This window comes from Bacillus sp. FSL K6-6540, assembly GCF_038007545.1.
Map to the genome: position 1 here is coordinate 2919812 of NZ_JBBOXH010000001.1, position 22426 is coordinate 2942237.

The following is a 22426-nucleotide window of genomic DNA, read 5'->3' on the forward strand; positions in this document are numbered from 1 at the left end:
AATTGGCAGGGGAGCAGAATCAGGCGGACACATCCGCACCGACTAACCGCATCGCGGTCGGCTCCTTGCGGAGCCTTAAGTCGGTGGGACGTCGTGGATACAAGAACGTTAGACGTAATACCCAAAATTTATAGAAAGAGTGAATAGAATGGATTTACTTACCCCTATTGTTTCAGAGGAAAGAATGCACCACAATTTTAAAGTTCTCTTGGGAGAACCTGATACACATAAAGTTTTGAATAGCTGGGCGTCAGGATTTATAGATCGAGATAACAAGTTTGTAGAACAATTTCAAACAACATTCAATTCAAGTTTTTGGGAAATATATCTATATGCTGTACTGGGCAATTTAGGGTTCAATATAGACTTTTCATATAATACTCCTGATTTCATTGCCACAAAAAGCAAACAAAACGTAATTATAGAAGCAGTAACAACAAACAATCCTAAACACGGAACACCAGAGCATGAAAGAATGAAGGCTCTAGAAAGGTACGAGATAGATTCATTAACTAAATCAGGTAGGGAAAAAATCTATGGAGAAGTCGTAGCACTAGCAACTGAGAGAATTTTAAATAGTGTCAAGAATAAGTCTGATCATTATTTGCGTAAGTACTCAAAGCTTGAACACGTAAAAGGCAAACCTTTCGTTTTAGCCATAGGAGCATTTGAGCAACCTTTGTTCTACTATCAAGGAATTGGAGCAATTCAAAAAGTCATATATGGTATAAGTAATGCAGAGTATAGAAATGGATCTCCTTTTTTTGAATATGAGGAGCAAATCAAGAAGCAGAATTCTGAAGCAATGATTCCTATAGGTCTATTTAAAGATAATAAATTTAGCCATATTAGTGCTATCATTTTTAGCCCTGTTGCAACTTTTGGAAAACTCAGAGCCCTTCAGTCGAAAAAATTAAAAGGAGTACTTTTTGAAACATATAATTATAACGATTATTCTACAAAAGGAACTATAGAATTGAAAAAGCATAAAGATTACCGAGAATTTCAATGACGGCAATTGAATCGCATAACATTATATTCACGCTGCGGGGCTTACGCCCCATGGTCGTCCGATGTATAATTATGGGGTATAATCAGACGACACACGAGCCGGCCTAAGATAAGAGCTATCTAAGGCCGGCTCGCGTCGTGAATACGAGAACGTTATGTGAAACCAGCGAAAACTCTGATAAAGGAGTCATTATAATGTTTGAATACAACCTTATTACAACAAAGAATAGTGTTAAGCCGAATTATGATATTAGCAATAAAGATTTTTGTTTTGAGATATATGTTAGCCCTGGTGAAGAAGTATGCCTATTGGGAAAAATAGATAATAACTATATTTGCTGGTGTTCGATAACCAAGGTCACACAATTAAATACTAATGAAGAAATAATCAATTACTTGCTATCACAATCCACTGAGCGACTGTATTCAAGCCACTTTCAAGTGTTAGGATCTCATTATGAAGAAATTCGAAAGTGGCACTCTTTTATTGTTACAAAGCATTGGCACAAAGATCATTACTGGTATAGGTCTCCTGTAAGTAATTGCTTTTTCGGTACTCCTCCCTATAATAATGGTTCGTTTTTGGCGAGAGAAATACAGAAATTCTTTCTGATGGAGCTCAGTAAGTGTCAATATCGACTTATTGATAATGTTTATGTAAAGGTACTTAGTAGATATAAAGATATCTTAATGAAGGAGAATAGCCCGGAATATTATCATGAGATGTTACCCATCAAAGAGATCATAAATTCAGAAAGTTATCTAAAGTTATGCTCTAATGATGAAATCAGAATTTTATATCTGGAATGTTTTGACCAATGTACTAATTTATATAATTTGTATATGACTGCTTCACGTTAAACCCATAAGTAATTCGAGGAAGTCGTTGGCATCACATAACACCATATTCACGCATCGGGCATTCGCCCTTGGTCCGGGATGAGATATTGGCAGGGAAGCATGAGTAGTCGGACACACTCGACTTCGTCTAGCGTCGTGAATTCTCAAGGAACGTTATACGTAATTACTCAAATCGAAATTAATCTTTTTTCTAAATCAGCACATCTGCTTTTTCAGGTGAACTTAAAGAACATGAATCATTCCTTAAGAGAAAAGGAGCGTTTAATATGATTAGTATCTATGATTGGTTCGGATATGAACTGCCTATTGAAGAACGATATCGCTTGATCAAGAAAGTAGGTTTTGATGGGGTAATGTTGTGGTGGAGTGAAGGCTTTGGTCGTGGAGAATACCGAAGCGGAGCACGACTTGCACGAGAAGCGGGGCTAACGATAGAGAATATTCATGCCCCCATCGAAAATCAAAATGATCTTTGGTTAGCTAATTTGGCGGGTGAAGATTTGGTCAATTGCTATCTGGAATGTATTGAAAACTGTTCGAATCTAGAAATACCAACAATGGTCATACATCTTCCGGATGAAGAACATATACATAACCCCATTGCTATGGATAGATTTAAACACATTGTGGACAGAGCGGAACAGCGAGGAGTTAACCTTGCTTTAGAGAACTTATGGAATTTAACAAATTTGACACACGTATTGAGCGAAGTGGATTCGCCGCAAGTCGGTTTTTGTTACGATGTAAGTCACCACTATCGATACTATCCGGAATACGATTTTTTGTCCGTATACGGTGAACGATTAAAAGCTATGCACCTGCATGATAATAACGGAAGCTACGCTCAACATGGATTGCCTTTTGATGGCACGCTTGACTGGGATGTAATTATGCGAAAAATAGTAGAGGCTAATTATACAGGACCCATCTCCATTGAAGCAATGAACTGGGATTATCTTAACCTGTCTGTTGAAGAATTTTTAGTAAGAGCATTTAAACAAGCAAAAAAGTTAGAACAAATAAAGTTGGAATACAGCAGCCTTTCAAAGCAGAGCAGTAACTACGTATAACATAATATTCAAGCTGCGGGCATTCGCCCTGGGTCCGGCAGTCGCCGGACACCCAGGATACGCTGGGTCGCGAATACAGGAACGTTATGTGAAATTGATCAGGTATATAAACATTTAAATAACTTTCCAAAACGACGAAAGTAGGAAATAGCATGGAAGTACATAAAAGTATATCTAATAACGAAATACTCAAAGAATTCAAAAATATTATGGGTGTTAGCTTGATGAATAATGCTGCCAATACCTGTAATATTGAACAACATATTTCAGTGGCAAGTGTTCTTTGGCCAGAAATAGTTGAGGTGAATGACTATATATTTATTTCTGAATTCTATAATAACAATATTGAAAATCTTGAAGTACAGTTTAATAAGAACAGGAAACAAATTGAGCAGTTCGTAAATAGTTGGTCTTTATATGACTTCTTCTTTTTATCTGTTAATGAATCAATAAATAACGAAAAGATACTAATGGAATTCGGAAATATATTGAAGTTCTTCTGGGAATTGAGATTAAAAGAATTATATAAGGAGAGGGAAGTCGTTGTGGAAATTGGCAATAACATAATGGGTGAAAACGGAATGACAATAACTATGTATCAAGCATAGTCGAAGAAGTGACCAACTTCACATAACACGTGAATACAACAACGTTAAATGAAAGGGCTGAAGGGCGGTGAAGTTCTAAATCAATGAAACCAGAAATGAAGTATAAACTAATGATATTTCTTTCAAGTATAAGTTCCCTCTCAACAATGCTTGGAATTCTTTTTTTGATCGGCGTGCCATTCTCAAAGCCAGCAGTTATTGGAGTCGTAATTGGTATAGTTTATGGATCATTCGCAAACTCAAATGATTATAAGAGCAGAGATAAATATATAGGAGTAATCGCTGTAATTGCATTAATAACTATGCTTCTTTTAATAAATAAAAATAATACTGAGTTGGTTTTGAAAATATTATTGATAGCTCCATTATTATTTTTGATTATTTTAGTAAGTGACTATTTTAATAAGCAATCGTATATTAGGTATTTAAAGAATATAGAGAATCAGAATATTGATATGTAATTTCAAGGAAGTCAGCCCCATCATCTAACACTATATCCACGCATCGGGTCGACTCCGTCGTCCCTCGGTCCGGCAGGAGCCAGATGTGGTTCGATGATGCATTTCATAATGCAGACGGACACATCCGCACCACCTAACCGCATCGCTGCCGGAACTGGCGGGTCCTTAAGTCGGTGGGACGTCGTAACGTTAGGCGAAATATCCGCAGTAATAAATCTTTAAGGACTGATTCAATGGAAATATCAAATAATAAAATCAATGAAATTCTTAAGAAAGAGTATACTCTCAAATATCATGATAAATCTGAATTAATTGATGTATTATGGCCAGACTTTGTGGAGGTAGAAGGTTGCATTGTAATAAAGAAAAACACTGAAAATAATGTAGGAATTAATATTGAACATATTATTCACCAGTTTGGGGATCGAACTGGATTTGAAGCAAGTGAAAGTCATGTTCATATGATAGATATTTCAACTACCTTTAAAAAACATCCTTTAGAAGGTTTAAAGTTTGCAAAGAAGCTATTAGAAATGTGGTCCACTAAACTAAAAATTGATTTTCCAGAGTATGAATTTATCCTTATCTTAACTTATCATGATGATGATACAATTTTACGTTTTCATAGATTAAGAGAATCAGAAGAGACTTGGATAAACATTAATAATATAGAAGAGTTTGAAGAAGGGATCATTATTAGGAAAGTGTAATAGAAGAAGGCAGATACCTCGCCTAACATAGTATCTACGCTGCGGGCTTTGCCCTTGGTTCGCAAGTGGTATTAAACAAAGGGGTGTACTCAGCTCACAACCCTGCGAGGCTAAGTCCGTCGGACCCGGTCGCGTGCGCTCCCTTAAGCCTCTCGGGTTCGTAGATATAACAACGTTAGCCGAAAGAAGTTCTTAGTTTAGGAGGAGTCTACATGATATTAGAAAAAGTTATAAATAGAATTGCAATACAAAGTGAATATAAGGATTTTGTTGATAAGTATATAAATCATATACTTACCGAATTTAAAGGAAAGATTCATAGCATTTATATGTGTGGCTCGATTCCAAAAGGAACTGCTAAACCTTTTAAGTCAGATGCAGACTTTACTATTGTATGTGTAAATCCCAAAGATATTGATTACGAAAGATTGTCAAATATTAAAGACAGGCTTTTGGAAGAATATCCAATAGTAACTAAGATTGATACGATAATTTGCTCAATTGACGATGTATTAAGTAAACCGAATGAGTGGGGTTTTTGGGTTAAGATAATTTGTGTTTGCATGTATGGTCATGACATTGGTGAAAAAGTACCACCGATCATTATTTCTCCAGTGTTCATTCTAGACTTAAATACAGAGACCAAGGAAGAAGTAGATCGTGTACGTCGTTCACTTTCTAATGCTAGTGATCACACGATGAAAACTAGATATATTAAAGGGTATTCGAAGAGATTAATTCGTGCATTATACTCTTTGGTTTTAGAAGATACAGGTGTATGGCAAGATGACATTATTAAGATGAAGAATGCCATATTAAACTATTGTGAGATTGACTCCGCTTTAGTTGATTATCTGTATGCTTGTTACTTGGATAGTGATGTACTTGTTGAAGAGTTTCTGGGAATTGCAGATGAAGTATATAGCTATTTTGAGAACGCTTTAAATACATTGGCTGCTTCCAGAACTTCCTTAGGCTAACACCACACTGACGCTCGGGGTCACTCTGAGAAGCGAGTGACCCCATCCAGCCCCCTAAGCCCGTCGGGACGTTACTGCATTAGGTGTTCGGCAAGCCTCACAACTATAAGCAGCGACCCTAAGGGGCCAGGACGTCGTGAATACAAGAACGTTAGGCGAAACTCTCAAAACATTAGCAACAATTATGATAATACCTCTAAATATTGAATAAAACATAAGGAATATCAAAACATGAAAAGGTTCTCTGTTCAGAAGTCAGAATGGTCTGATAAACGTGAAGAAGACTATAAAAAAGAATGTTTTAATATAGTGTATGAATTTGGTCATAAATTGAATGTTGAGGATGACCGAGTATTTTTAATGATGAGTGAAATGAATATTGAAATATTGAAACCATTAAAGTTCGGTTCATTTTGGTATGAAACATGGCTAGAGATCAGAAAAATTTATAAAATAGATTAGTATAATAATGAATGAACGAGAAGAAAATGAAACGATAATTTAAATAACGAAAAACTTTATAACGACCATGTATTAGGTAGTAATTCATAGAAGTGAGAGCATCACCAAACATAGTATCTACGCTTCGGGCCATCGGGCCCTCGGTTCGCAAGATGAGGGTAACATGAGGGTAACAGAGAGGTTTATTCAGCCCACAACCCTGTGAGGCTAAGTCCGACGGACCCGCGCTGACGCTCCTTTAAGCCTCTCGTGTTCGGGATACAATAACGTTAGGCGAAATCATTATAAAGAAGGAAACCATTATATGAACATTAGGGGAATTATCCTTGAAGGGTTTTCAAACGCGGGTAAAACATCGCTTCTTAAAGCGATAAAACAATATCAAGCAATTGACGAATCAGCCGAGTTGAGCATCGTTATACTTGGTGAACATTATTCTCAGATTCTGAATAATGTTCATGGGGAGTTTGTTCGATTATCAAGAGATCAACATCTTGAACTATTAAGAGATAGAGTTGATATGCTAAAGAATTTAAATGATTGGGCGATTAATTTAGGACCATGGAAAAGAAAATCTAGAGGACTCTTTTTTGTATTAGAGAGGTTCCATTTAAATCATCGAGTCGCATTCTCTGATTCAGAAGATACAGAAATAACTAGTATTGAGAACGATTTAAATAAAATAGGAGCTAAATGTATCTTGTTAACTATATCTAATGATATTGTTGAAGAAAGAATAATGAGCAGAAATCCAAATAACTGGATTAACAAATCAAGAGAAGATATTGATGCGGCGTGCAAAGAATTAATCGAAACCCAAAATAGACTCAGAATTCAATCGTCCAAATCAAAGGTACCAACAATTGAAATAAACACGGATAATAAAGAATGGGATAAGTATGCAAGATTAATCATGGAAGATAATGACTTCGCCTAACATAATATTCACGCTTCGGGGCATTCGCCCCTCGGTCCGGCCGGAGTAAGAAGAGGATTCGGTGAGGCAATTGACATTAGCAGGGAAACGATTTCAGCTGGACGCATACGACTAAGTCGTGAACACGAGAACGTTATCTGAAAGATACGCTTATAAGTGAGGGTGATTCGTTTGAAGCAAGGACAGATTGTGTTCTTGAACGGAACTTCAAGTTCAGGAAAGACTAGTATATCTATGGAACTGATCAATCAGAAAGAGATTCTTTTTCATCATTTATCCATAGATGATTTTTTTCATAATTTCAATGATCTTATTAATAACAAATTTCCAGATTTAAAACCAGTAAAAGAATTGGATGATGTAGTTATCGGGCAAATAATGTTTGATCCTATAATCTCCATGTACTACGCCACAATTAAACTGTTTTTAGAATATGGTCTGAATGTAATCGTCGATACCGTAATCGAAAATGACAAGTGGTTTAATGATTATCTTGATGTACTTTTTGATTATCCTACATTATTCGTAGGTGTAATATGCTCGAAAGAAGAACTTACAAGAAGAGAGCAAATCAGAGGAGATCGAATGATTGGACTAGCAAATTCCCAGTTCGACAAAGTATATTGCTTTAATGAATATGACCTTGAAGTAAATACTGAAGAGTTGAATCCAACAGAATGTGCCGAAAAGATATTAAATTTTATTAAGTCCGATCAGGATTACTCGGCATTTAAGAAATTAAGTAAAAGAAATGTTAGTAGTTCATAAAAGGCATACCCATCAGATAACACCATATTCACGCTGTGGGGCTATCGCCCCTGGGTTGTCAGATGAATAATCATGGAAGAAGCTCAGTCAACAAACGACCCAGCCTAAGATAAGAGCTATCTAAGGCGGGGGCGTTTCGTGAATACAGAAACGTTATGCGCAATTACCGTAAATATTAAAGATAATATTTAAGGAGATCATTTATGAAAGGTAAGATACTCTTATTATTTTTAATTACGATAGTGTTTTCATCTTGTCAAAATATTAGTCAATCGACTACCTTGAACAGCGAAACAACATCAATAGTGAATTCTGAACTGCCACCTGATGTAGCGAGTACAGGTAATGGAACAGAATCGAAAGAAATAACTGAAGGTCGGTCAGATCCTTCTAACAATGAAGTGTTAACCATGAGCATTGGGAACCTTGATTTGAAAGGAGAATTTTATGATGAAATGCTTCGAAATCCTATAGATCATGATTATGAGGTGGAATTTAATGAATTTCAAAATTCCAAAGAGATTATTACAACATTAGAATGGGGGGCGTTTGAAAGCAAATATACAGAGATTTGGGATGATGAGTTAGATCATATATATAAAAAGCTTCTTTCTAAGTTGGATAGAGAACCAAGAGAAGCACTAATTGAATCGCAGAAAGAATGGTTACAGTATCACTTAAGGGAAACAAAATTTGTAGAGAAGACATTTATTAATAATGGTTACCTTGGATCACAAGGGTCGGTAAGCCTAGGCAGGGTTATAAAGGAGAGGATTAGGGAAAGAACAATGCAATTATTTGAATATCGATATTTACGAGATGGTGAAGTTGAGTTTTTATACCAAAGCAAAAAATAGAGTTGGAATCTTGATCGAAGGTTTTTAGGTGATGCCTTCGAAGACAGTAATGGCGCATAACACTTTATTCACGCTGCGGGGCTATCACCCCTTGATTGTCAGATGTATAATCATGGAAGAACACTCAAACAACATACGACCCAGCCTAAGATAAGAGCTATCTAAGGGAGATGGGCGTCGTGAACACACAGAACGTTATGTAAAATCAGCCTAAATACAGAGGAGAATGTGAATGATAATTCGTGAAGCTGAAACAAATGACGCCGAAGCTATTGAACGATTATATAAAGAGTTGCTTCCAAACAACACAAAAATAAAAGTGTTGGAAGATAGAATAGAAGAAATTAAACAAGATCCTAATAGTTTCTTGTTCATCTGCGAAGTAGACCAAGAGATCGTTGCAACTGCACATCTGCATCTATGTTTAGATGCGTTGATAGAGTCACAACCTTTTGGGGTTGTAGAACGTGTAATTGTATCTGGAAACAGACAAGGTCAAGGTTATGGATCGCTCATTATGAAGCATATTGAAGAGCTGTGTATTTCAAGGGGGTGTGTTAAGGTCTTTTTAACCAGCGGAGCTTCGAGGAAGCAAGCACACGAGTTCTATACAAAGTTAGGTTATGACGGTGATTCGAGTAAAGCCTTTAAGAAGTACTTATAATTTTTGAAAATTTTTCGAAGATGAGGCAGACATCACATAACACCATATTCCCGCAGTGGGACGTTCGCCCCTTGGTCCGCCAAGAGCAAAGGGATTTCACTGCGGAGCGAATTCAGAGGCACAGGGAAGCGTTGGCGGACAACCCTGCGAACCTAACCGCGCCGCAGCCGGTCCTTCAGCCTTAAGGTTCTCGGGTTCGGGAATACATATACGTTATGTGAAATCACAGCAAACTATTTATCAGAGCGACTCAAGGAGGTCTCTATGGAAACCATTATCTATATGGTTAGGCATGCCGAATCACCATATGATGAAGGAGATGAAAGAACAAGAGGCCTTACCGCAAAGGGCAAGGTGGATGCTGAAAAAGTAACGAAGTTACTTGGTGGTGAAGGAATAGACATCATAATTTCAAGTCCATATTCTAGAGCAGTACTGAGTGTTGAGGGATTGGCTCAGCATTTAAACGTAGAGATCGAAACATTTGAAGATCTAAGGGAACGTCATTTTGCTTCGGATTATATTATTGATTTAATGTCTGAAATCAGAAATAATTTCCACAAACCTGAATATGCCTTACCAGGTGGCGAATCTAATTTAGATTGTCAGAAAAGGTCAATTGCAGTGCTCAAAACCATATTAAAAGAGCACAAAGGGAAGAAAATTGCTATTGGAACACACGGTCTTGTAATGACTTTGATGATGAATCATTTTGATTCAAATTATGGCTTAGATTTCTTAGATCAATTAAAGAAACCGGATATCTATAAAATGCAATTTGAAGACTTAGTATTAAAAGAAGTAAAAAGAATATGGTATGAATAGATTTATGTAAGTTTATCGAGGAGGAATGTGACATCACATAACAATATGTTCAGCATCGGGGCATACGCCCTCGGTCGCCAGAGATATTTCTTTTTCATCATTTATCAATAGATGATTTTTTTAATAATTTCAATGAATTTATTGATAAAAAATTCCCGGATTTTAAACCTACAAGAGAAGTAGATGATCACGTTGTCGCACAAATCATTTTTGATCCCATAATCTCAATGTACTATTCGACAATTAAATTGTTTTTAGAAATGGGTTTGAATGTAATCGCAGATACGGTAATCGATAATGATAAGAGGTTTAATGAGTGTCGTGATGTATTTTTTGATCAGCCTACATTATTTATAGGTGTTATGTGCTCAAAAGAAGAACTCATGAGAAGAGAGCAAATAAGAGGAGATCGACAGATTGGGCTTGCAAATTCCCAGTTTGACAAAGTATATTGCTTTAATGAATATGACCTTGAAGTAAACACTGAAGAGTTGAATCCAAGTGAATGCGCCGAAAAGATATTAAGTTTTATCAAGTCCGATAAGGAGTACTCGGTATTTAAGAAATTAAGTAAAAGAAATGTTAGCGTTTCATAGAAGACGTATCCATCAGATATCACGATATTCACTCATCGGGGCTACCCCATCGGTCCGCTCGAGGGATTTCGAGGAAGCGAAATCAGGCGGACACATCTGCGAGGCTTTTGTAACAATTGAGGATGATCTAATAAATGTAGATTTGGGTAACCTTAATTCTATGACTAAAAATCTTCTTGTTAAAGCTAACATAATATTTATGCTGCGGCTCGTTAAGAGCCTGGGTATGCAAGAAGGATTTCGGAGAGGTATTTCAGCAGACAACCTCTTTTGGAGTTCAACGTTATCCGAAATCTTTGCAGGTAAAGAATAAGGAGAAGAGTAGATGAAAAGAGGAATTAGTTTTGAAATTCCAAATGAATACGGAAGATTTCTCGAAGATATCTTAAAACCGTTTAAAGTAGAGGATTATGATTGGTGGATTGGTGGGGAAGAGTCATACATTATACTAGATGGCAAACTGGATGCACTTTTTTCAGGTTTAATTGAATGTATGGAAGGTGAAACACTAAGAAACGTTATAAAGAACAATGATTATTATTTAATATTTCAAGATCTTAAAGCTTTTCCTAAAGGCAGTAAACCAATTGAAATTAAAACTTACGACGAATTTCTCAGAAGCAACTGCGAATTGGCACTATTAGTTGTCGATAGTTCTTATACAACAATCTATTGCAAGAATGACGAGTTAGTAGAAGGGCTGTATACTAACGCAAGAAATCAGGACTTTACAAATATAGAATACATAACCGACGAGAATGATTTCAGAACAGGCCTTACTGTATGGTAAGGAATTATTAATGCAAGTAAATCAGGAGGCAGGGACATCGGATAACATTATTTTCCTACATCGTCGCTGACGCTACTTGGTCGCCAAGTGGGATATCGGAGAAGCTTAATCATGCGACACAATTAACCGGCTAAGTCTATCGACCCGGCAACTTAGTTGCCTTAAGCCGTTTGAACAATAGGAATACGCGAACGTTATTAGACATAATTTGCACGAATACGAGGTAATTAAATGAAAAAAAATATCGCAATCATACTGATGGTTGGATTGATAATAAGCATGTACTTCAACTATCAATTCAAAGAGTACAAAGACAATCAAAAAGTTGATTACACTATTAAACTAAATCATGGAATACAAATTGGTATAAAAGAATCAATTCAGAATTTAGATTATGTGATAAAAAGCTTAGAGGACAATTCTTCGAAGGAAACAGTCATTTACACATTAGGAAATTTGGCAGTATCTTTGAAAGTTGGTGAAGAATCATTCACTTTTCTTGATTCCGATTTCAAGGAAGATAAATTATCATCAACATATTTAATCTATAGTGTGTTTAGAGATATGTATTGGTATATAAGAGCAGATATCACAGACGACATTTTATCGAATAAGGTGTCGCTTGAAGAAGAATCGAGAAATCAACTTATTAAGGATATAAGAGTTCTTAAACATGATTTGGAGTATATTGATAGTCAATTTGACGAGGATATTCTGAAAGAACAAAGTCCTAAGTGGATTGAAAATAAATGGAAAGAATTAATTGGAGAGATTGTAAGTAGAAATACAGATTTTAAGTTATATGAAAGAATCAGAACGAAGTACAATTTATAAGTAGTACTACCTAACCGCATTGCGGCAAGTCGCTGCACTCCTTACCTATTTGGATCATTCATTCTTGTACTTTTAACTTACATTAATAATAACCACAAGAGAAAGTAAAAACCCACCCTAAGGTTGACCGCCAAAGGTGGGTTTCCGATCGTAAATGACTAAGAAGGGATTACCCATCCAAGCCAATTGGATGGACCGAGTGATAGCGCACTTGGTCTTTATTAAATATAAAATACCATAATTGAAAAGATGTATCAAAGAACTAATTGAGTTAGAGAACGATATATAGACTGAAATTGAAAGTTATTCGAAGATGGCATACGCATCAGATAACATCGTATCTACGATCCGGGTCGTTCGGACTTGATTCGCGAGAAGTTGTAGGCAGAGAAGACTGGTATAGGGATCATAAGGATTATTTAGATATCAAGGAACAGTATGAGACTCTTTTTTTGATTGGAAGTAAAGAGGTCTTTGTAAACATTTCTATTGATAGTAGAGAAGTAAGGGATGAAGGAAGAAACTTATATCTACGTTATCCAGGTTATCATGCTCATGAACATATAGATTATTATGAAAGAAGAAAACACACTAAAGACTATAAGCCGGTTGGATGGTCTCTATGCTTAGATTTTTATGATCGTGAGCTCTGGGAGAGATGAACATCGCCATAATATTCATGCGGCGGTGCTTTCACCCCTTGGTCGTCCCATGTAAATAAATTTGTACACTTAAGGAGATAAGGCAATGGCAAACAACAAATTACTAAGAATGGACAATGTGGGCATCGTCGTAGAATCCCTTGATGACGCAATCTCTTTTTTCGAGGAGATCGGCTTGAAGCTCGAAGGGCGAGCCACTGTCGAAGGTGAATGGGCAGGTCGCGTAACCGGACTGGGTTCTCAGTGCGTCGAAATTGCTATGATGGTTACCCCCGATGGTCACAGCCGAATTGAGCTTTCCCGATTTCTCACCCCACCTACTATATCAGATCACCGGGCTGCTCCTGTAAACGCCCTCGGTTATCTACGCGTCATGTTCACCGTGGAAGACATTGACGAAATGGTATCCAGACTCACTAAGCATGGTGCTCAACTCGTTGGCGAAATCGTTCAGTATGAGGACTCGTATCGGCTCTGCTACATTCGTGGAACCGAAGGACTTCTAGTCGGTTTGGCGGAACAACTCGGTAACAAATAAGTAACTGACGTTTTAATAAACGTCAGTTACGGAAATATACATTTCTAGAGTAAAAAATAAGTTCATCTAATGGATGCAACTCGAGTGTGAAATGGACGGAATTATCTTAAGAGGAGCACTATAATTTTCCATATATCCATAGAGAGGGGACCACGCATGAACCAAAGACCGTCAGAAGTAGAATACGCCGGGGACTTCGGCGAGTATATCCGGTTGGTGCCGGAAGGCAACATCATCGACATTCTGCTCGCCCAGGAAAAGCGAATGACCGAATTGCTGGCATCGTTGAGCGAAAGCCAGGGTGCATATCGGTATGCAGAAGGAAAATGGACGCTGAAAGAAGTCGTGGGGCACATCGCGGACGGGGAACGCGTCATGACCTACCGCCTGCTCCGGTTCGCAAGAGGGGACCAGACGCCTCTGCCCGGATTCGACCAGGAAGTGTTCATGCCTCCTTTCGGAAGCTGGCCAACCGCGCAATTGGCTGAAGACTACCGGGCGGTACGTCAATCGACGATCACACTCTTACGCGGGTTGCCGGCGGAGGCGTGGTCCCGCAAGGGCACAGCCAACAACGTAAGCATTACGGCGCGCGCCCTCGCGTACGTCATCGCGGGACACGAACTTCATCACATGGGGGTCATTCGAAATCGGTATTTGAGTTAGTCGTCCGGAAGATCGGGACGGAAGCTGTGTGAACAAAGCGGCTTCCGGCCTTTCTTAATGGTATGCCCTTCCCGCCCCGTTCATAGTTGATCGGAAGAGAGGACAAGACGGAAGGCTTTCGGGAGCCGTGAAACATGGTGGAGAAGCTTGCAGGTGGCATTTACGTTATCGGTATACTCTGACGAGACACGGGCTGGCCTAAACCACAATTCCTCATCATATGGTGGTGAGACTTTTGATAAGTAAGTTCAAAATCGAAGATGAACAGCTTATTTTATTCATACAAAAAAACTACGGAATTCTTATTAAGGATATTGAATTTATTCCGGTCGGGGATTCGGCGTATTCCTATAAAGTAAATTGTATTGACGAACAACAATATTACTTGAAGTTATTTGATCATCATAATGATAGACAAAGAGAGGGAATACGACGACTAAATTATTACCTACCTTTGACTTGGGACCTTTATCATCAAGGGTTGTTTATAAACATTACTCATCCAATAAAGAATTGCTTTGGGAGTTTATTTACTAAATTACAAGACATCACTATAGTTTTATTTAATTTTATAGTTGGAGAGACCTTGACCGAGGCATATCCTTTCTCAGATGAGATTCTTGTAGGAATTGCAAAGTCCGTGGCTACATTAGAACAGATTACTCCGCACGTGAATCAGAATTTATTACCAAAGGAATCATTTGATATCACTTTCGAATCCGATCTTTTGAGATGTATTTCGATCCTTGAGAAATCAAATCTAAACAATGACTTAAATCAATCACTACGAAAGCTTGTTTTATTAAAGAAAGAACAAATTCTCTTTTTCATGAACTTAGTTAGAGAAATTCGGAATTCAGTTCATATCAATGCAAGCCAACTTGTTTTGTGTCACGGTGATATGTGGGGTGGGAATATCATATATCACAATAATCAGTTGTTCTTTTTAGACTGGGAATCGGTGATCATAGCACCACCTGAGTATAATTTGTTTGGCTATATTGGTTCGAGTTTCGACATCTTTATATCTTCCTATATTAAACAGTTGGATCGAAAAATTCAGATTAATCTGGACTTGATTCGCTTTTACTCTTATCGTGCACATCTTCGTAATCTATCTAACTGGGTTATGAATATTCTATTTAGGAATAAAGATGAGTCTCAAAGTATTAATGACTTAGAAATGATTCGAAACCACTGTTTAAATCGATTTGATCAAATTGAACCCAATATAAGAAACATTAGAAGAGACATAGTAAGTTGAATACTTATTCGAAGAAGGCGCTGACATCTTAATAACAATGTGTTCACTCATCCGGGCATACGCCCCTCGGTCCAGGCGGGAAGTCGGAGAAGTAATTGCCTGCTAAATTCGCACCACCTAACCGCATCGCGGCGCGGCCTTTCGGGCCTTATGGTGGTGGAGTTCGTGAACACACCAACTTTATTAGCCATGGGGGAGAGTGCGATTATAACCAATCTAAAGAATAGAAGAACACTTATTGTCCTCATACTCGTTATAGGGGCTGTATATTTTGTTCTAGGTGATATGAATGGTTTCATGAGTAAGTCAAACTTAAATAAAGAAATTCAGGTAAAACAAATCTCCAGCACGGAGATGTCCAAAGCACGATACACCAGAAAAGGATCAGGTGCATATATCGATTGGATAGACGTTGAATTAAATCAGGATGAAATCAATAATATTGTAAATTGGATTAATTCTGTACCTGATTCAGATCGTATAGCGTTGAAACAAATACCATCAAACACCAGCATTAGTGCAGGGATTGTTTTTAGATTAAAGACCGGAAAAGAAGTAAGAATCCAATATGATCTTGAAAAGATTTATATTACAAGAACAGATATATGGACTGGGCAAATGATTTATACAATCGATCAAGAAAACTTAAGGGATTTCTTTGATCAACAACTTAAAGGGTTTTATTTTGGAGAAGACAAGGTAAATAAATCTTGAAGGTGATCCCAGAAGCCCGCCCCAAATCATAGGCATTAAGATGAACCGTTATGAAAGATAGAGGAATTGAAGCGCGGTCTAATAAAATCGATCGAAGACACAGCATAGACGATGAAAGGTCCGGCCAATGAGAATGCGGCCGGACCTTCGTCGTTGTTTTGACACTTTGGAATTGGAGGTTTAACTCGGTTCAATATGAACATGGACGTCATAAACGCCATGTGTTTCTTTTAATTCATGCTCCACCTGGTCCGAAATATCATGGGCAACCCGAATGTCCAGATTGGATTTGACCAGAATGACGATGTCGACCACCGTGTTGCTCCCGTAATTTCTTGCCCGAATGTCTTTGACCCCTTTGACGCCAACCACTTGTTTCACGGTTTCTTTGTAGCCTTTGATGATGTTCTCATCGAATCCGTCGGTTAAATGATGAGAGGCATCGCGGAATATATCCCAGGCGGTTTTGCATATCAGAAAACCTACCACTATGGCCGTCAGCGGGTCGAGCCAGGGAAGTTGAAACTGGGCGCCGATGATGCCGACAACCGTGCCGATGCTGACCCAAGCGTCCGAGAGGTTATCCTTCGCGGCCGCCATTACGGCTTGGCTGTTAATTTGGCTGGCAAGACGCTTGTTATAGCGGTAAACGCCGTACATGACAATTGCACAGCCGATCCCGGTCCAGGCGGATATGAGATCAGGCGATTCGTGGGGACCTTCAAACATGGAAGATGCGGCCCCGAACAATACCTGGATCCCGACGGCCATCATGATGAAAGAGGCGATCAAGGAGGCCACCGTCTCCGCTTTCCAGTGTCCGTAAGGATGATCCCGGTCCGCAGGTTTTTGCGATAATCGTAGTCCGATCAATACGGCAATGGATGCCACGATGTCGGTAGCATTATTTAAACCGTCGGCACGCAGAGCTTCGGAGTTCGCCGAGTACCCTATCAATAGCTTGATTGCAGATAGACAAATATAAGCAATGATGCTGATGATCGCACCTTTTTCACCCAATTTTAAATCCTTGTAACGTTGCTCTTCCACGTCTGGCCGACTCCTTCCGCACACCCCTAAAAATAGTACCTGACTATAATACCAATCCACGCACGGGTGGGTCTAGAGCAACGTTTTTTCCTGTCGCTTAATATGTGACAAGGGGCAAAAAATGTTGCGCCGGACTAAGAAAGATAGATTCCGGTAAAACGCAAAAAATGCCGGCGATGCGCCGGCCGTAATTTGTTGTATATATCAACCGTAGATAGGCAGCCACAATCGAATATCCGCCTTTCGTAAGCTATCGATTGTTTCTCCGAGATTTGCGGCGGAGGATGCTTATCGTGAGCATGATGGAAAGAATCCCGATTATGGCATGCATAGGCCTCTTGCCTCCTGAAGGTTCATGATGGAACATCGGTTATGCATCCATCTTATTCACGATGAAAGATTCGTGCTTGGGTTGTTATGCTCGACAGGCCGCAGAATCGAGAGAAAACGTTAAGCGTCCCCCTGGCGAACATAATCCTTATGCTAGGGCGTTCGGCTCGTTTCCCTGGCTTTTCATCGCTTTAGGGCATGCACAGGCTATTTTTGTGCGGGAAGAAGAAAAATAGCGGGCGAGATCCTATCTCGACACCGCTATCGTTTACATCCTGAATGCATGCCCCCGAACGTGAAACATGCAGAGCGACATTCCAACATGCAATTCCATGAAGGCGCATGTCCGCCAGTGTTCTTACATGATCTTGTTTAAGTGAAGCATATATTCGCCACGGTTCAGCGGGTTGACTTGCCGACGTGTATTCACTGGGAAGGGAGCTTGCACCTTCGTATAACCTCCTGGTTTAACGGTGAGCATGCCTTCGCCGCTCGTAAGGGAATGAACCTCGGCTTTCAGCAAGTCGGTAGTCCGCACCGGAATGGTGCCGTGAACGTGGACGGTACCGTTATGGAACGCGGGTTCCTGATAAGTGCCGTCCAGCGCGGCTAATTTGGATAGTACTTTGCTTAAGCTGTTTTCCGGCAGAATGAATTGGATCACGTTCATGGGCTCGTATACTTCCGTCCCTGCTTGGTCGAGCGCAGCCATGAGGACTAGAGGAGTCAAGCTTCGAAAGTCCTTTGCCGTCGAAACCGGGCTTGCGTAACCGGTATGCGTCAGCGTTACGATCGTATCGGTCACGGCCCATCCGTACAAACCTTCCTGAAGCACCTCGAATACCGTGTCTTTAATTGCTTTCTGAAAAGCTAAGGGAAGGGAGCCCAGCTCCACTTCCAGTCTGTACTGAATTCCGGTACCGAACTCGCCAGGTTCGACCCTGATGCCCACCGTTGCATAAAAAGGACACTCGCCGATATATTCAACAGCTTCTCCGGTGCCATAAGGCTTCTCGATGCAAATCACCCGCGGAGCGGAAAATACGGCTTCGATGCCGTACTGCTGCAGAATCGTTTCCAGCAGAATTTCTTGCTGGACTTTGCCGAATACATGGATGACATTCTCGCTAGTTTTCGTATCCTGGCTATATTGCAGAAACGGATCTTCTTCGGTGAGATCGCTTAAGGCGGCATGCAGCTGATGTTTCTCCGCGGAATGAACGGCCGAAACCTGGACTTGAATCGGCGGCTTTTGAAAATGAACCGTCTTCATCCTCCCGGAAACGCTGCCGATGACATCGCCCACCTTGAGTTCGCCGTCGATGAGAATGGCGATGTCGCCTGCGCCGATTCCATGGACCGGAATGGATTTGCCCTGGTGCAGGGCATGAAGCTGCTTCACCTTGAGCGTCGAGGTTTGTCCGTTCTGATGGATCACCGGAATTTCATCACGATACTGGATGCAGCCTGCGTACAGGCGGAGGTATACATTCCGCTCTCCATTCGGTCGTCGGATCACTTTGAATACCAAGCCGGATAACGGTTCATGCTGAAGCATCGACGATGGGTTAACCGGGAAAAAATCACCGAGCGCTTGAAGCAGCGGTTCAATGCCGAGGCCTTTGGCTGCTGAACCTGCAAATAGGGGATACACTTTGCCTTGGCGCGTTTGCCTCCGCAATTCCTCCTGCAGCCGCTCTTGTGATATCGGAATATCCAGGGCATAATCGTTCAGTAGATCGTCATTGGACAATGCCAGGGTTTCTACCCAGCCTGCGTGGTGGGGATCGGCCCGTCCGCCTGAACGGCTGCGCCGCCTTCCTTGATGACCGAGCTCATCTCGCAAATATGTTCGTCAAGCAGATGGCGTATCATCGCATAAACCTTCCGGTAGTCGGCGCCCATTCGATCGATTTTGTTCATGAACAATAGGGTGGGTATCTTTTGTTCCTTCAATGTTTGCATGAGCACCCGGGTTTGGGACTGTACGCCTTCAACGGCGGAAATGACCAGAATGACGCCATCCAGTACGCTAAGCGAATGTTCGACCTCCGAGATGAAGTCGGCATGGCCGGGCGTATCGATGAGATTGACTTTCAGATCGCCCAGCATGAACGATACCGCGGCGGATTTGATCGTAATGCCCCGTCTCCGCTCAATGTCCAATGAATCCGTGGTCGTATTGCCATGGTCCACCGAGCCTGCTTGTTCAATAATCCCGGCCTTAAATAGAATTTGCTCCGTCAGCGTAGTTTTACCGGCATCAACATGGGCCAAAACTCCAATGTTCAATATGTTCTTCATATATCGTAACCCTCATTCGTTTCATCATTTGTAGTCCTTTCGGTTGGATGTCGTTGTGACATTGCCGCATAGATATCGCCTCCATGTAGAATAAAGTTACTTCTAGTTTATCCATTGGGAAGTGAACGGAATATGGAATAAATGCTTATAATCATTCATTATCTTGCACGGTACCTGACAACGTGCTGCGTCCTGTTTGGATTTACATATTTATTACCGTGAAATATCGCCCGAGTTGAATTAGGATAGAGGCATAAACCATGTTGAAGGAGTCTTGCATTTGATATCACTTCATGTCATAGATAAAGATAATTGGGAGGATTGCATCCGCCTTAAACCCAAACCTGAACAGGAGAAATGGATTGCCCCTAATCTATATTCCATAGCGGAAGCTCAATTTATGGAGGGTTTCGAAACGAGAGCCATTTTCCATGATGATGAAATGATCGGATTTGTTATGTACGGACTGCACCCGCACGATGACAACTATTGGATATACCGATTTATGATCGACGGCAAATTTCAGGGAATGCATTATGCCAAGCCTGCGATTCGCCTGGTTCTTGATGAGATTCGCCATTCGCCGAATCGTACGGACGATGTTATGCTGTGTTACAAACCCGGGAACGAGCGTGCAAAAAGGCTCTATACCCAAATCGGGTTTACGGAAGCCGGTTATGCTCCCTGGGGAGATGTGATGGCTAAATATAGTTTTGTATAATATAGACGTTCATAATGTGAAACCGTGCGTTCTGCCATAACTTATGGTGGCACTATCAAAGAGGATGGGAGGGGACTGCGATTCGAACCTTAGCGATAAGCGACATTCATGGCTGCTATGATGAATTCAATCGGTTATTGTCCGAAGTGCGGTATCATCCCGCACAGGATAAGCTGGTCCTGCTTGGGGATTATGTGGATCGCGGATCAAAAAGCAAAGAAGTGATTGAGCAGGTGATGGAAATGCGGGATTCCGGCGTCATCACCCTTCGCGGGAATCATGATCAAATGATGCTGGATGCCATTCTGCTGGATACGGACGAAGCGAATTCACGCTGGATTCGCAATGGTGCGCGAAATACGATTGAAAGTTATTGCGGCGCCGATTTTTTTGATGGCGATCTGGATCGCTCCAGATACAATGAAGGCAAGGCCTACATAAAACGGCAATATGAGCATCATCTATCATTTCTCGATACACTGCCCCTGTATTATGAAACAGACACCCACATATTCGTGCATGCCGGAATCAATCCGGGCGTGGAAGACTGGAAGCAGCAGCCTCCACATGATTTCATCTGGATACGGGAACCATTCTTCAATTATCCCACCGGCATCGACAAAACCGTGGTATTCGGGCATACCCCTGCCGTCAACTTGCATGACTCGGAGCATATTTGGTTCTGTGGCGATGGGACAAAATCGGCATCGATGGAGCATGCGTATACGGTAAGCAGTTGAACTGCCTGGAAATCACGGAACAACTGGAATACCGAACGTATTTTGTCCGGTCCGTGCCTGCGGAGTGATAGGAAGAGTATGTTATTCTATCATTAAAGCCATGGTTTAACAGACATAATAGGAGGATCAGTCCATGTTGATGATGAACGAAAAGATAAAAGCGCGCGAAGTCGAGCTTACCGGCTTGAACGGCGAGGAGTTGGGCGTCGTCTCCAGGGAAGAGGCGCTTGCCCTGGCTAAGCGTCACAAAGCCGATTTGGTGTGCACCTCGTTGTTCAGCAGCCCGCCGCCATGCAAGCTCGTAAGCCGCGGCCAAGCGAAGCAGGAGGCGGTTAAAGCGAAGCAGCAGGTTTCGGGCGGTCCGATCAAAGTCAAGGAATTCCGCCTGTCCGTACATATCGAAGAGCATGATTACGACACCAAGCTCTCGCAGATGCATAAGCTGCTGGCAGCGGGCAAAGCCGTCCAGCCGGTCATACGCATCCAGGGCAAGGAAGGCGAAGCGGCCCGTAAGCTGCTTGAACGACTCGTTCAAGATCTGGCCGGGGTGGGTAAGAAGGAAACGGGCATTCAGGTTAGCGGCAAACAGGTCGCGGTGAAGCTGCTGCCGGTATAATCTTGCGGAACGTCTTTCAAGGGCGTTTCATTATTGGTGACGTACAACGGTTTACTTTTTGAGTTTCTGGTGATATTATGGATCAAATTATAAACGCCATGAAGAGAAGAGTAGATGAACAGGAATCCCTGCAGAGAGCTCCGGTATGCTGAAAAGGAGCGGGAAGCCCTTCATTGAACCAAGCCTCCGAGCGGCGCATCGGAACTTATGGATAAGGGATGGTGCGACAGGAGCTCCTGTTACAGAGCTAGGGTATAAGCGATCGCGTGATGGCCGTACCCGATAAGGCTGGTATCGAGAGATATCGGCAAACCGGGGTGGCACCGCGAAACGAATCTCGTCCCCAAGACTTATGTCTTGGAGACGGGATTTTTTGTTTTATACGGC

At 40.8% G+C, this 22426-nt stretch carries 25 protein-coding genes, 1 pseudogene and 1 other annotated feature; of the genes and pseudogenes, 23 read left to right on the top strand and 3 right to left on the bottom strand.

Features of this window, described 5'->3' with window-relative positions:
• Window positions 1–148 precede the first annotated feature (148 nt).
• From MHH82_RS13110 to MHH82_RS13205, 20 genes and pseudogenes are all read left to right on the top strand, one after another.
• A complete protein-coding gene (locus tag MHH82_RS13110) occupies window positions 149–1012 on the top strand; it encodes a hypothetical protein (RefSeq protein ID WP_340966048.1) in 864 nt (287 codons plus the stop codon).
• Window positions 1013–1206: 194 nt separating this feature from the next.
• Entirely contained in the window at window positions 1207–1872 is a 666-nt protein-coding gene (locus MHH82_RS13115) for a hypothetical protein (RefSeq protein ID WP_036663579.1), read from the top strand.
• A gap of 266 nt (window positions 1873–2138) precedes the next feature.
• The gene (locus MHH82_RS13120; protein WP_340966051.1) at window positions 2139–2942 is read left to right on the top strand and encodes a sugar phosphate isomerase/epimerase family protein; all 804 of its coding nucleotides are present in this window, start codon (window positions 2139–2141) and stop codon (window positions 2940–2942) included.
• Between the two features lie 152 nt (window positions 2943–3094).
• A complete protein-coding gene (locus MHH82_RS13125) occupies window positions 3095–3550 on the top strand; it encodes a hypothetical protein (protein WP_340966052.1) in 456 nt (151 codons plus the stop codon).
• An 83-nt stretch (window positions 3551–3633) separates the two neighbouring features.
• A complete protein-coding gene (locus tag MHH82_RS13130) occupies window positions 3634–4011 on the top strand; it encodes a hypothetical protein (protein ID WP_340966053.1) in 378 nt (125 codons plus the stop codon).
• A 173-nt stretch (window positions 4012–4184) separates the two neighbouring features.
• Window positions 4185–4721 (top strand): hypothetical protein, encoded by a 537-nt coding sequence (locus MHH82_RS13135; RefSeq protein WP_340966055.1) that lies wholly within the window; start codon window positions 4185–4187, stop codon window positions 4719–4721.
• Window positions 4722–4933: 212 nt separating this feature from the next.
• A complete protein-coding gene (locus MHH82_RS13140; protein WP_340966057.1) occupies window positions 4934–5701 on the top strand; it encodes a nucleotidyltransferase domain-containing protein in 768 nt (255 codons plus the stop codon).
• Between the two features lie 231 nt (window positions 5702–5932).
• Window positions 5933–6163, top strand: a complete 231-nt coding sequence (locus tag MHH82_RS13145) for a hypothetical protein (protein ID WP_015734815.1) — start codon at window positions 5933–5935, stop codon at window positions 6161–6163.
• 304 nt (window positions 6164–6467) lie between these two features.
• The gene (locus tag MHH82_RS13150; protein WP_340966060.1) at window positions 6468–7100 is read left to right on the top strand and encodes a hypothetical protein; all 633 of its coding nucleotides are present in this window, start codon (window positions 6468–6470) and stop codon (window positions 7098–7100) included.
• Window positions 7101–7271: 171 nt separating this feature from the next.
• On the top strand, window positions 7272–7868 hold the full coding sequence (locus tag MHH82_RS13155) for a chloramphenicol phosphotransferase CPT family protein (protein WP_340966062.1): 597 nt from the start codon (window positions 7272–7274) through the stop codon (window positions 7866–7868).
• Window positions 7869–8071: 203 nt separating this feature from the next.
• On the top strand, window positions 8072–8725 hold the full coding sequence (locus tag MHH82_RS13160; RefSeq protein WP_015734818.1) for a lysozyme inhibitor LprI family protein: 654 nt from the start codon (window positions 8072–8074) through the stop codon (window positions 8723–8725).
• A gap of 232 nt (window positions 8726–8957) precedes the next feature.
• Entirely contained in the window at window positions 8958–9389 is a 432-nt protein-coding gene (locus tag MHH82_RS13165) for a GNAT family N-acetyltransferase (protein WP_145035839.1), read from the top strand.
• A 264-nt stretch (window positions 9390–9653) separates the two neighbouring features.
• Window positions 9654–10214 carry a histidine phosphatase family protein gene (locus MHH82_RS13170; RefSeq protein WP_340966065.1) on the top strand — a complete coding sequence of 187 codons (561 nt, stop codon included), beginning with the start codon at window positions 9654–9656 and terminating at the stop codon, window positions 10212–10214.
• An 89-nt stretch (window positions 10215–10303) separates the two neighbouring features.
• Window positions 10304–10810: pseudogene (locus tag MHH82_RS13175) on the top strand (chloramphenicol phosphotransferase CPT family protein); the annotation flags it as partial.
• A 325-nt stretch (window positions 10811–11135) separates the two neighbouring features.
• The gene (locus tag MHH82_RS13180) at window positions 11136–11600 is read left to right on the top strand and encodes a DUF2691 family protein (RefSeq protein ID WP_145035842.1); all 465 of its coding nucleotides are present in this window, start codon (window positions 11136–11138) and stop codon (window positions 11598–11600) included.
• Window positions 11601–11831: 231 nt separating this feature from the next.
• Window positions 11832–12434: a hypothetical protein gene (locus MHH82_RS13185; protein ID WP_015734822.1), complete on the top strand. Its 603-nt coding sequence runs from the start codon at window positions 11832–11834 to the stop codon at window positions 12432–12434.
• 747 nt (window positions 12435–13181) lie between these two features.
• The gene (locus tag MHH82_RS13190; protein ID WP_145035844.1) at window positions 13182–13634 is read left to right on the top strand and encodes a VOC family protein; all 453 of its coding nucleotides are present in this window, start codon (window positions 13182–13184) and stop codon (window positions 13632–13634) included.
• A 156-nt stretch (window positions 13635–13790) separates the two neighbouring features.
• Window positions 13791–14300, top strand: a complete 510-nt coding sequence (locus tag MHH82_RS13195; protein ID WP_340966066.1) for a DinB family protein — start codon at window positions 13791–13793, stop codon at window positions 14298–14300.
• Window positions 14301–14526: 226 nt separating this feature from the next.
• Window positions 14527–15564 (top strand): phosphotransferase, encoded by a 1038-nt coding sequence (locus MHH82_RS13200; RefSeq protein WP_340969949.1) that lies wholly within the window; start codon window positions 14527–14529, stop codon window positions 15562–15564.
• Between the two features lie 165 nt (window positions 15565–15729).
• On the top strand, window positions 15730–16278 hold the full coding sequence (locus tag MHH82_RS13205) for a hypothetical protein (RefSeq protein WP_340966068.1): 549 nt from the start codon (window positions 15730–15732) through the stop codon (window positions 16276–16278).
• A gap of 180 nt (window positions 16279–16458) precedes the next feature.
• Here the strand turns inward: MHH82_RS13205 and MHH82_RS13210 are convergent, their stop codons facing one another.
• The 3 genes from MHH82_RS13210 to MHH82_RS13220 form a co-directional block, all read right to left on the bottom strand.
• Window positions 16459–17328, bottom strand: coding sequence for a cation diffusion facilitator family transporter (locus tag MHH82_RS13210; RefSeq protein ID WP_015734826.1), 870 nt, complete (start codon window positions 17326–17328; stop codon window positions 16459–16461).
• A gap of 688 nt (window positions 17329–18016) precedes the next feature.
• Window positions 18017–19504, bottom strand: coding sequence for a tetracycline resistance protein (locus tag MHH82_RS13215; RefSeq protein ID WP_340966070.1), 1488 nt, complete (start codon window positions 19502–19504; stop codon window positions 18017–18019).
• Window positions 19423–19962, bottom strand: coding sequence for a GTP-binding protein (locus MHH82_RS13220; protein WP_340966072.1), 540 nt, complete (start codon window positions 19960–19962; stop codon window positions 19423–19425). The genes MHH82_RS13215 and MHH82_RS13220 overlap by 82 nt, the downstream gene beginning before the upstream one ends.
• A 280-nt stretch (window positions 19963–20242) precedes the next feature.
• On the opposite strand from MHH82_RS13220, the gene MHH82_RS13225 reads away from it, so the two are divergent.
• The 3 genes from MHH82_RS13225 (at window position 20243) to infC (ending at window position 22039) form a co-directional block, all read left to right on the top strand.
• Window positions 20243–20683 (top strand): GNAT family N-acetyltransferase, encoded by a 441-nt coding sequence (locus MHH82_RS13225; RefSeq protein WP_036663535.1) that lies wholly within the window; start codon window positions 20243–20245, stop codon window positions 20681–20683.
• A 137-nt stretch (window positions 20684–20820) separates the two neighbouring features.
• On the top strand, window positions 20821–21423 hold the full coding sequence (locus MHH82_RS13230; RefSeq protein WP_340966077.1) for a metallophosphoesterase: 603 nt from the start codon (window positions 20821–20823) through the stop codon (window positions 21421–21423).
• 133 nt (window positions 21424–21556) lie between these two features.
• Window positions 21557–22039 (top strand): translation initiation factor IF-3, encoded by a 483-nt coding sequence (gene infC, locus MHH82_RS13235; RefSeq protein WP_340966080.1) that lies wholly within the window; start codon window positions 21557–21559, stop codon window positions 22037–22039.
• An 89-nt stretch (window positions 22040–22128) separates the two neighbouring features.
• Window positions 22129–22387, top strand: a binding site (T-box leader).
• The last annotated feature ends 39 nt before the right edge of the window (window positions 22388–22426 follow it).

Excerpts from the sequence above, each read along its gene's own strand:
- MHH82_RS13130 (WP_340966053.1), top strand. The coding sequence starts at position 3,634 with ATGAAACCAGAAATGAAGTATAAACTAATGATATTTCTTTCAAGTATA.
- MHH82_RS13145 (WP_015734815.1), top strand. The coding sequence starts at position 5,933 with ATGAAAAGGTTCTCTGTTCAGAAGTCAGAATGGTCTGATAAACGTGAA.
- MHH82_RS13150 (WP_340966060.1), top strand. The coding sequence starts at position 6,468 with ATGAACATTAGGGGAATTATCCTTGAAGGGTTTTCAAACGCGGGTAAA.
- MHH82_RS13120 (WP_340966051.1), top strand. The coding sequence starts at position 2,139 with ATGATTAGTATCTATGATTGGTTCGGATATGAACTGCCTATTGAAGAA.
- infC (WP_340966080.1), top strand. The coding sequence starts at position 21,557 with ATGTTGATGATGAACGAAAAGATAAAAGCGCGCGAAGTCGAGCTTACC.
- MHH82_RS13180 (WP_145035842.1), top strand. The coding sequence starts at position 11,136 with ATGAAAAGAGGAATTAGTTTTGAAATTCCAAATGAATACGGAAGATTT.
- MHH82_RS13220 (WP_340966072.1), bottom strand. The coding sequence starts at position 19,962 with ATGAAGAACATATTGAACATTGGAGTTTTGGCCCATGTTGATGCCGGT.
- MHH82_RS13125 (WP_340966052.1), top strand. The coding sequence starts at position 3,095 with ATGGAAGTACATAAAAGTATATCTAATAACGAAATACTCAAAGAATTC.
- MHH82_RS13160 (WP_015734818.1), top strand. The coding sequence starts at position 8,072 with ATGAAAGGTAAGATACTCTTATTATTTTTAATTACGATAGTGTTTTCA.
- MHH82_RS13140 (WP_340966057.1), top strand. The coding sequence starts at position 4,934 with ATGATATTAGAAAAAGTTATAAATAGAATTGCAATACAAAGTGAATAT.
- MHH82_RS13195 (WP_340966066.1), top strand. The coding sequence starts at position 13,791 with ATGAACCAAAGACCGTCAGAAGTAGAATACGCCGGGGACTTCGGCGAG.
- MHH82_RS13190 (WP_145035844.1), top strand. The coding sequence starts at position 13,182 with ATGGCAAACAACAAATTACTAAGAATGGACAATGTGGGCATCGTCGTA.
- MHH82_RS13185 (WP_015734822.1), top strand. The coding sequence starts at position 11,832 with ATGAAAAAAAATATCGCAATCATACTGATGGTTGGATTGATAATAAGC.
- MHH82_RS13165 (WP_145035839.1), top strand. The coding sequence starts at position 8,958 with ATGATAATTCGTGAAGCTGAAACAAATGACGCCGAAGCTATTGAACGA.
- MHH82_RS13115 (WP_036663579.1), top strand. The coding sequence starts at position 1,207 with ATGTTTGAATACAACCTTATTACAACAAAGAATAGTGTTAAGCCGAAT.
- MHH82_RS13110 (WP_340966048.1), top strand. The coding sequence starts at position 149 with ATGGATTTACTTACCCCTATTGTTTCAGAGGAAAGAATGCACCACAAT.
- MHH82_RS13170 (WP_340966065.1), top strand. The coding sequence starts at position 9,654 with ATGGAAACCATTATCTATATGGTTAGGCATGCCGAATCACCATATGAT.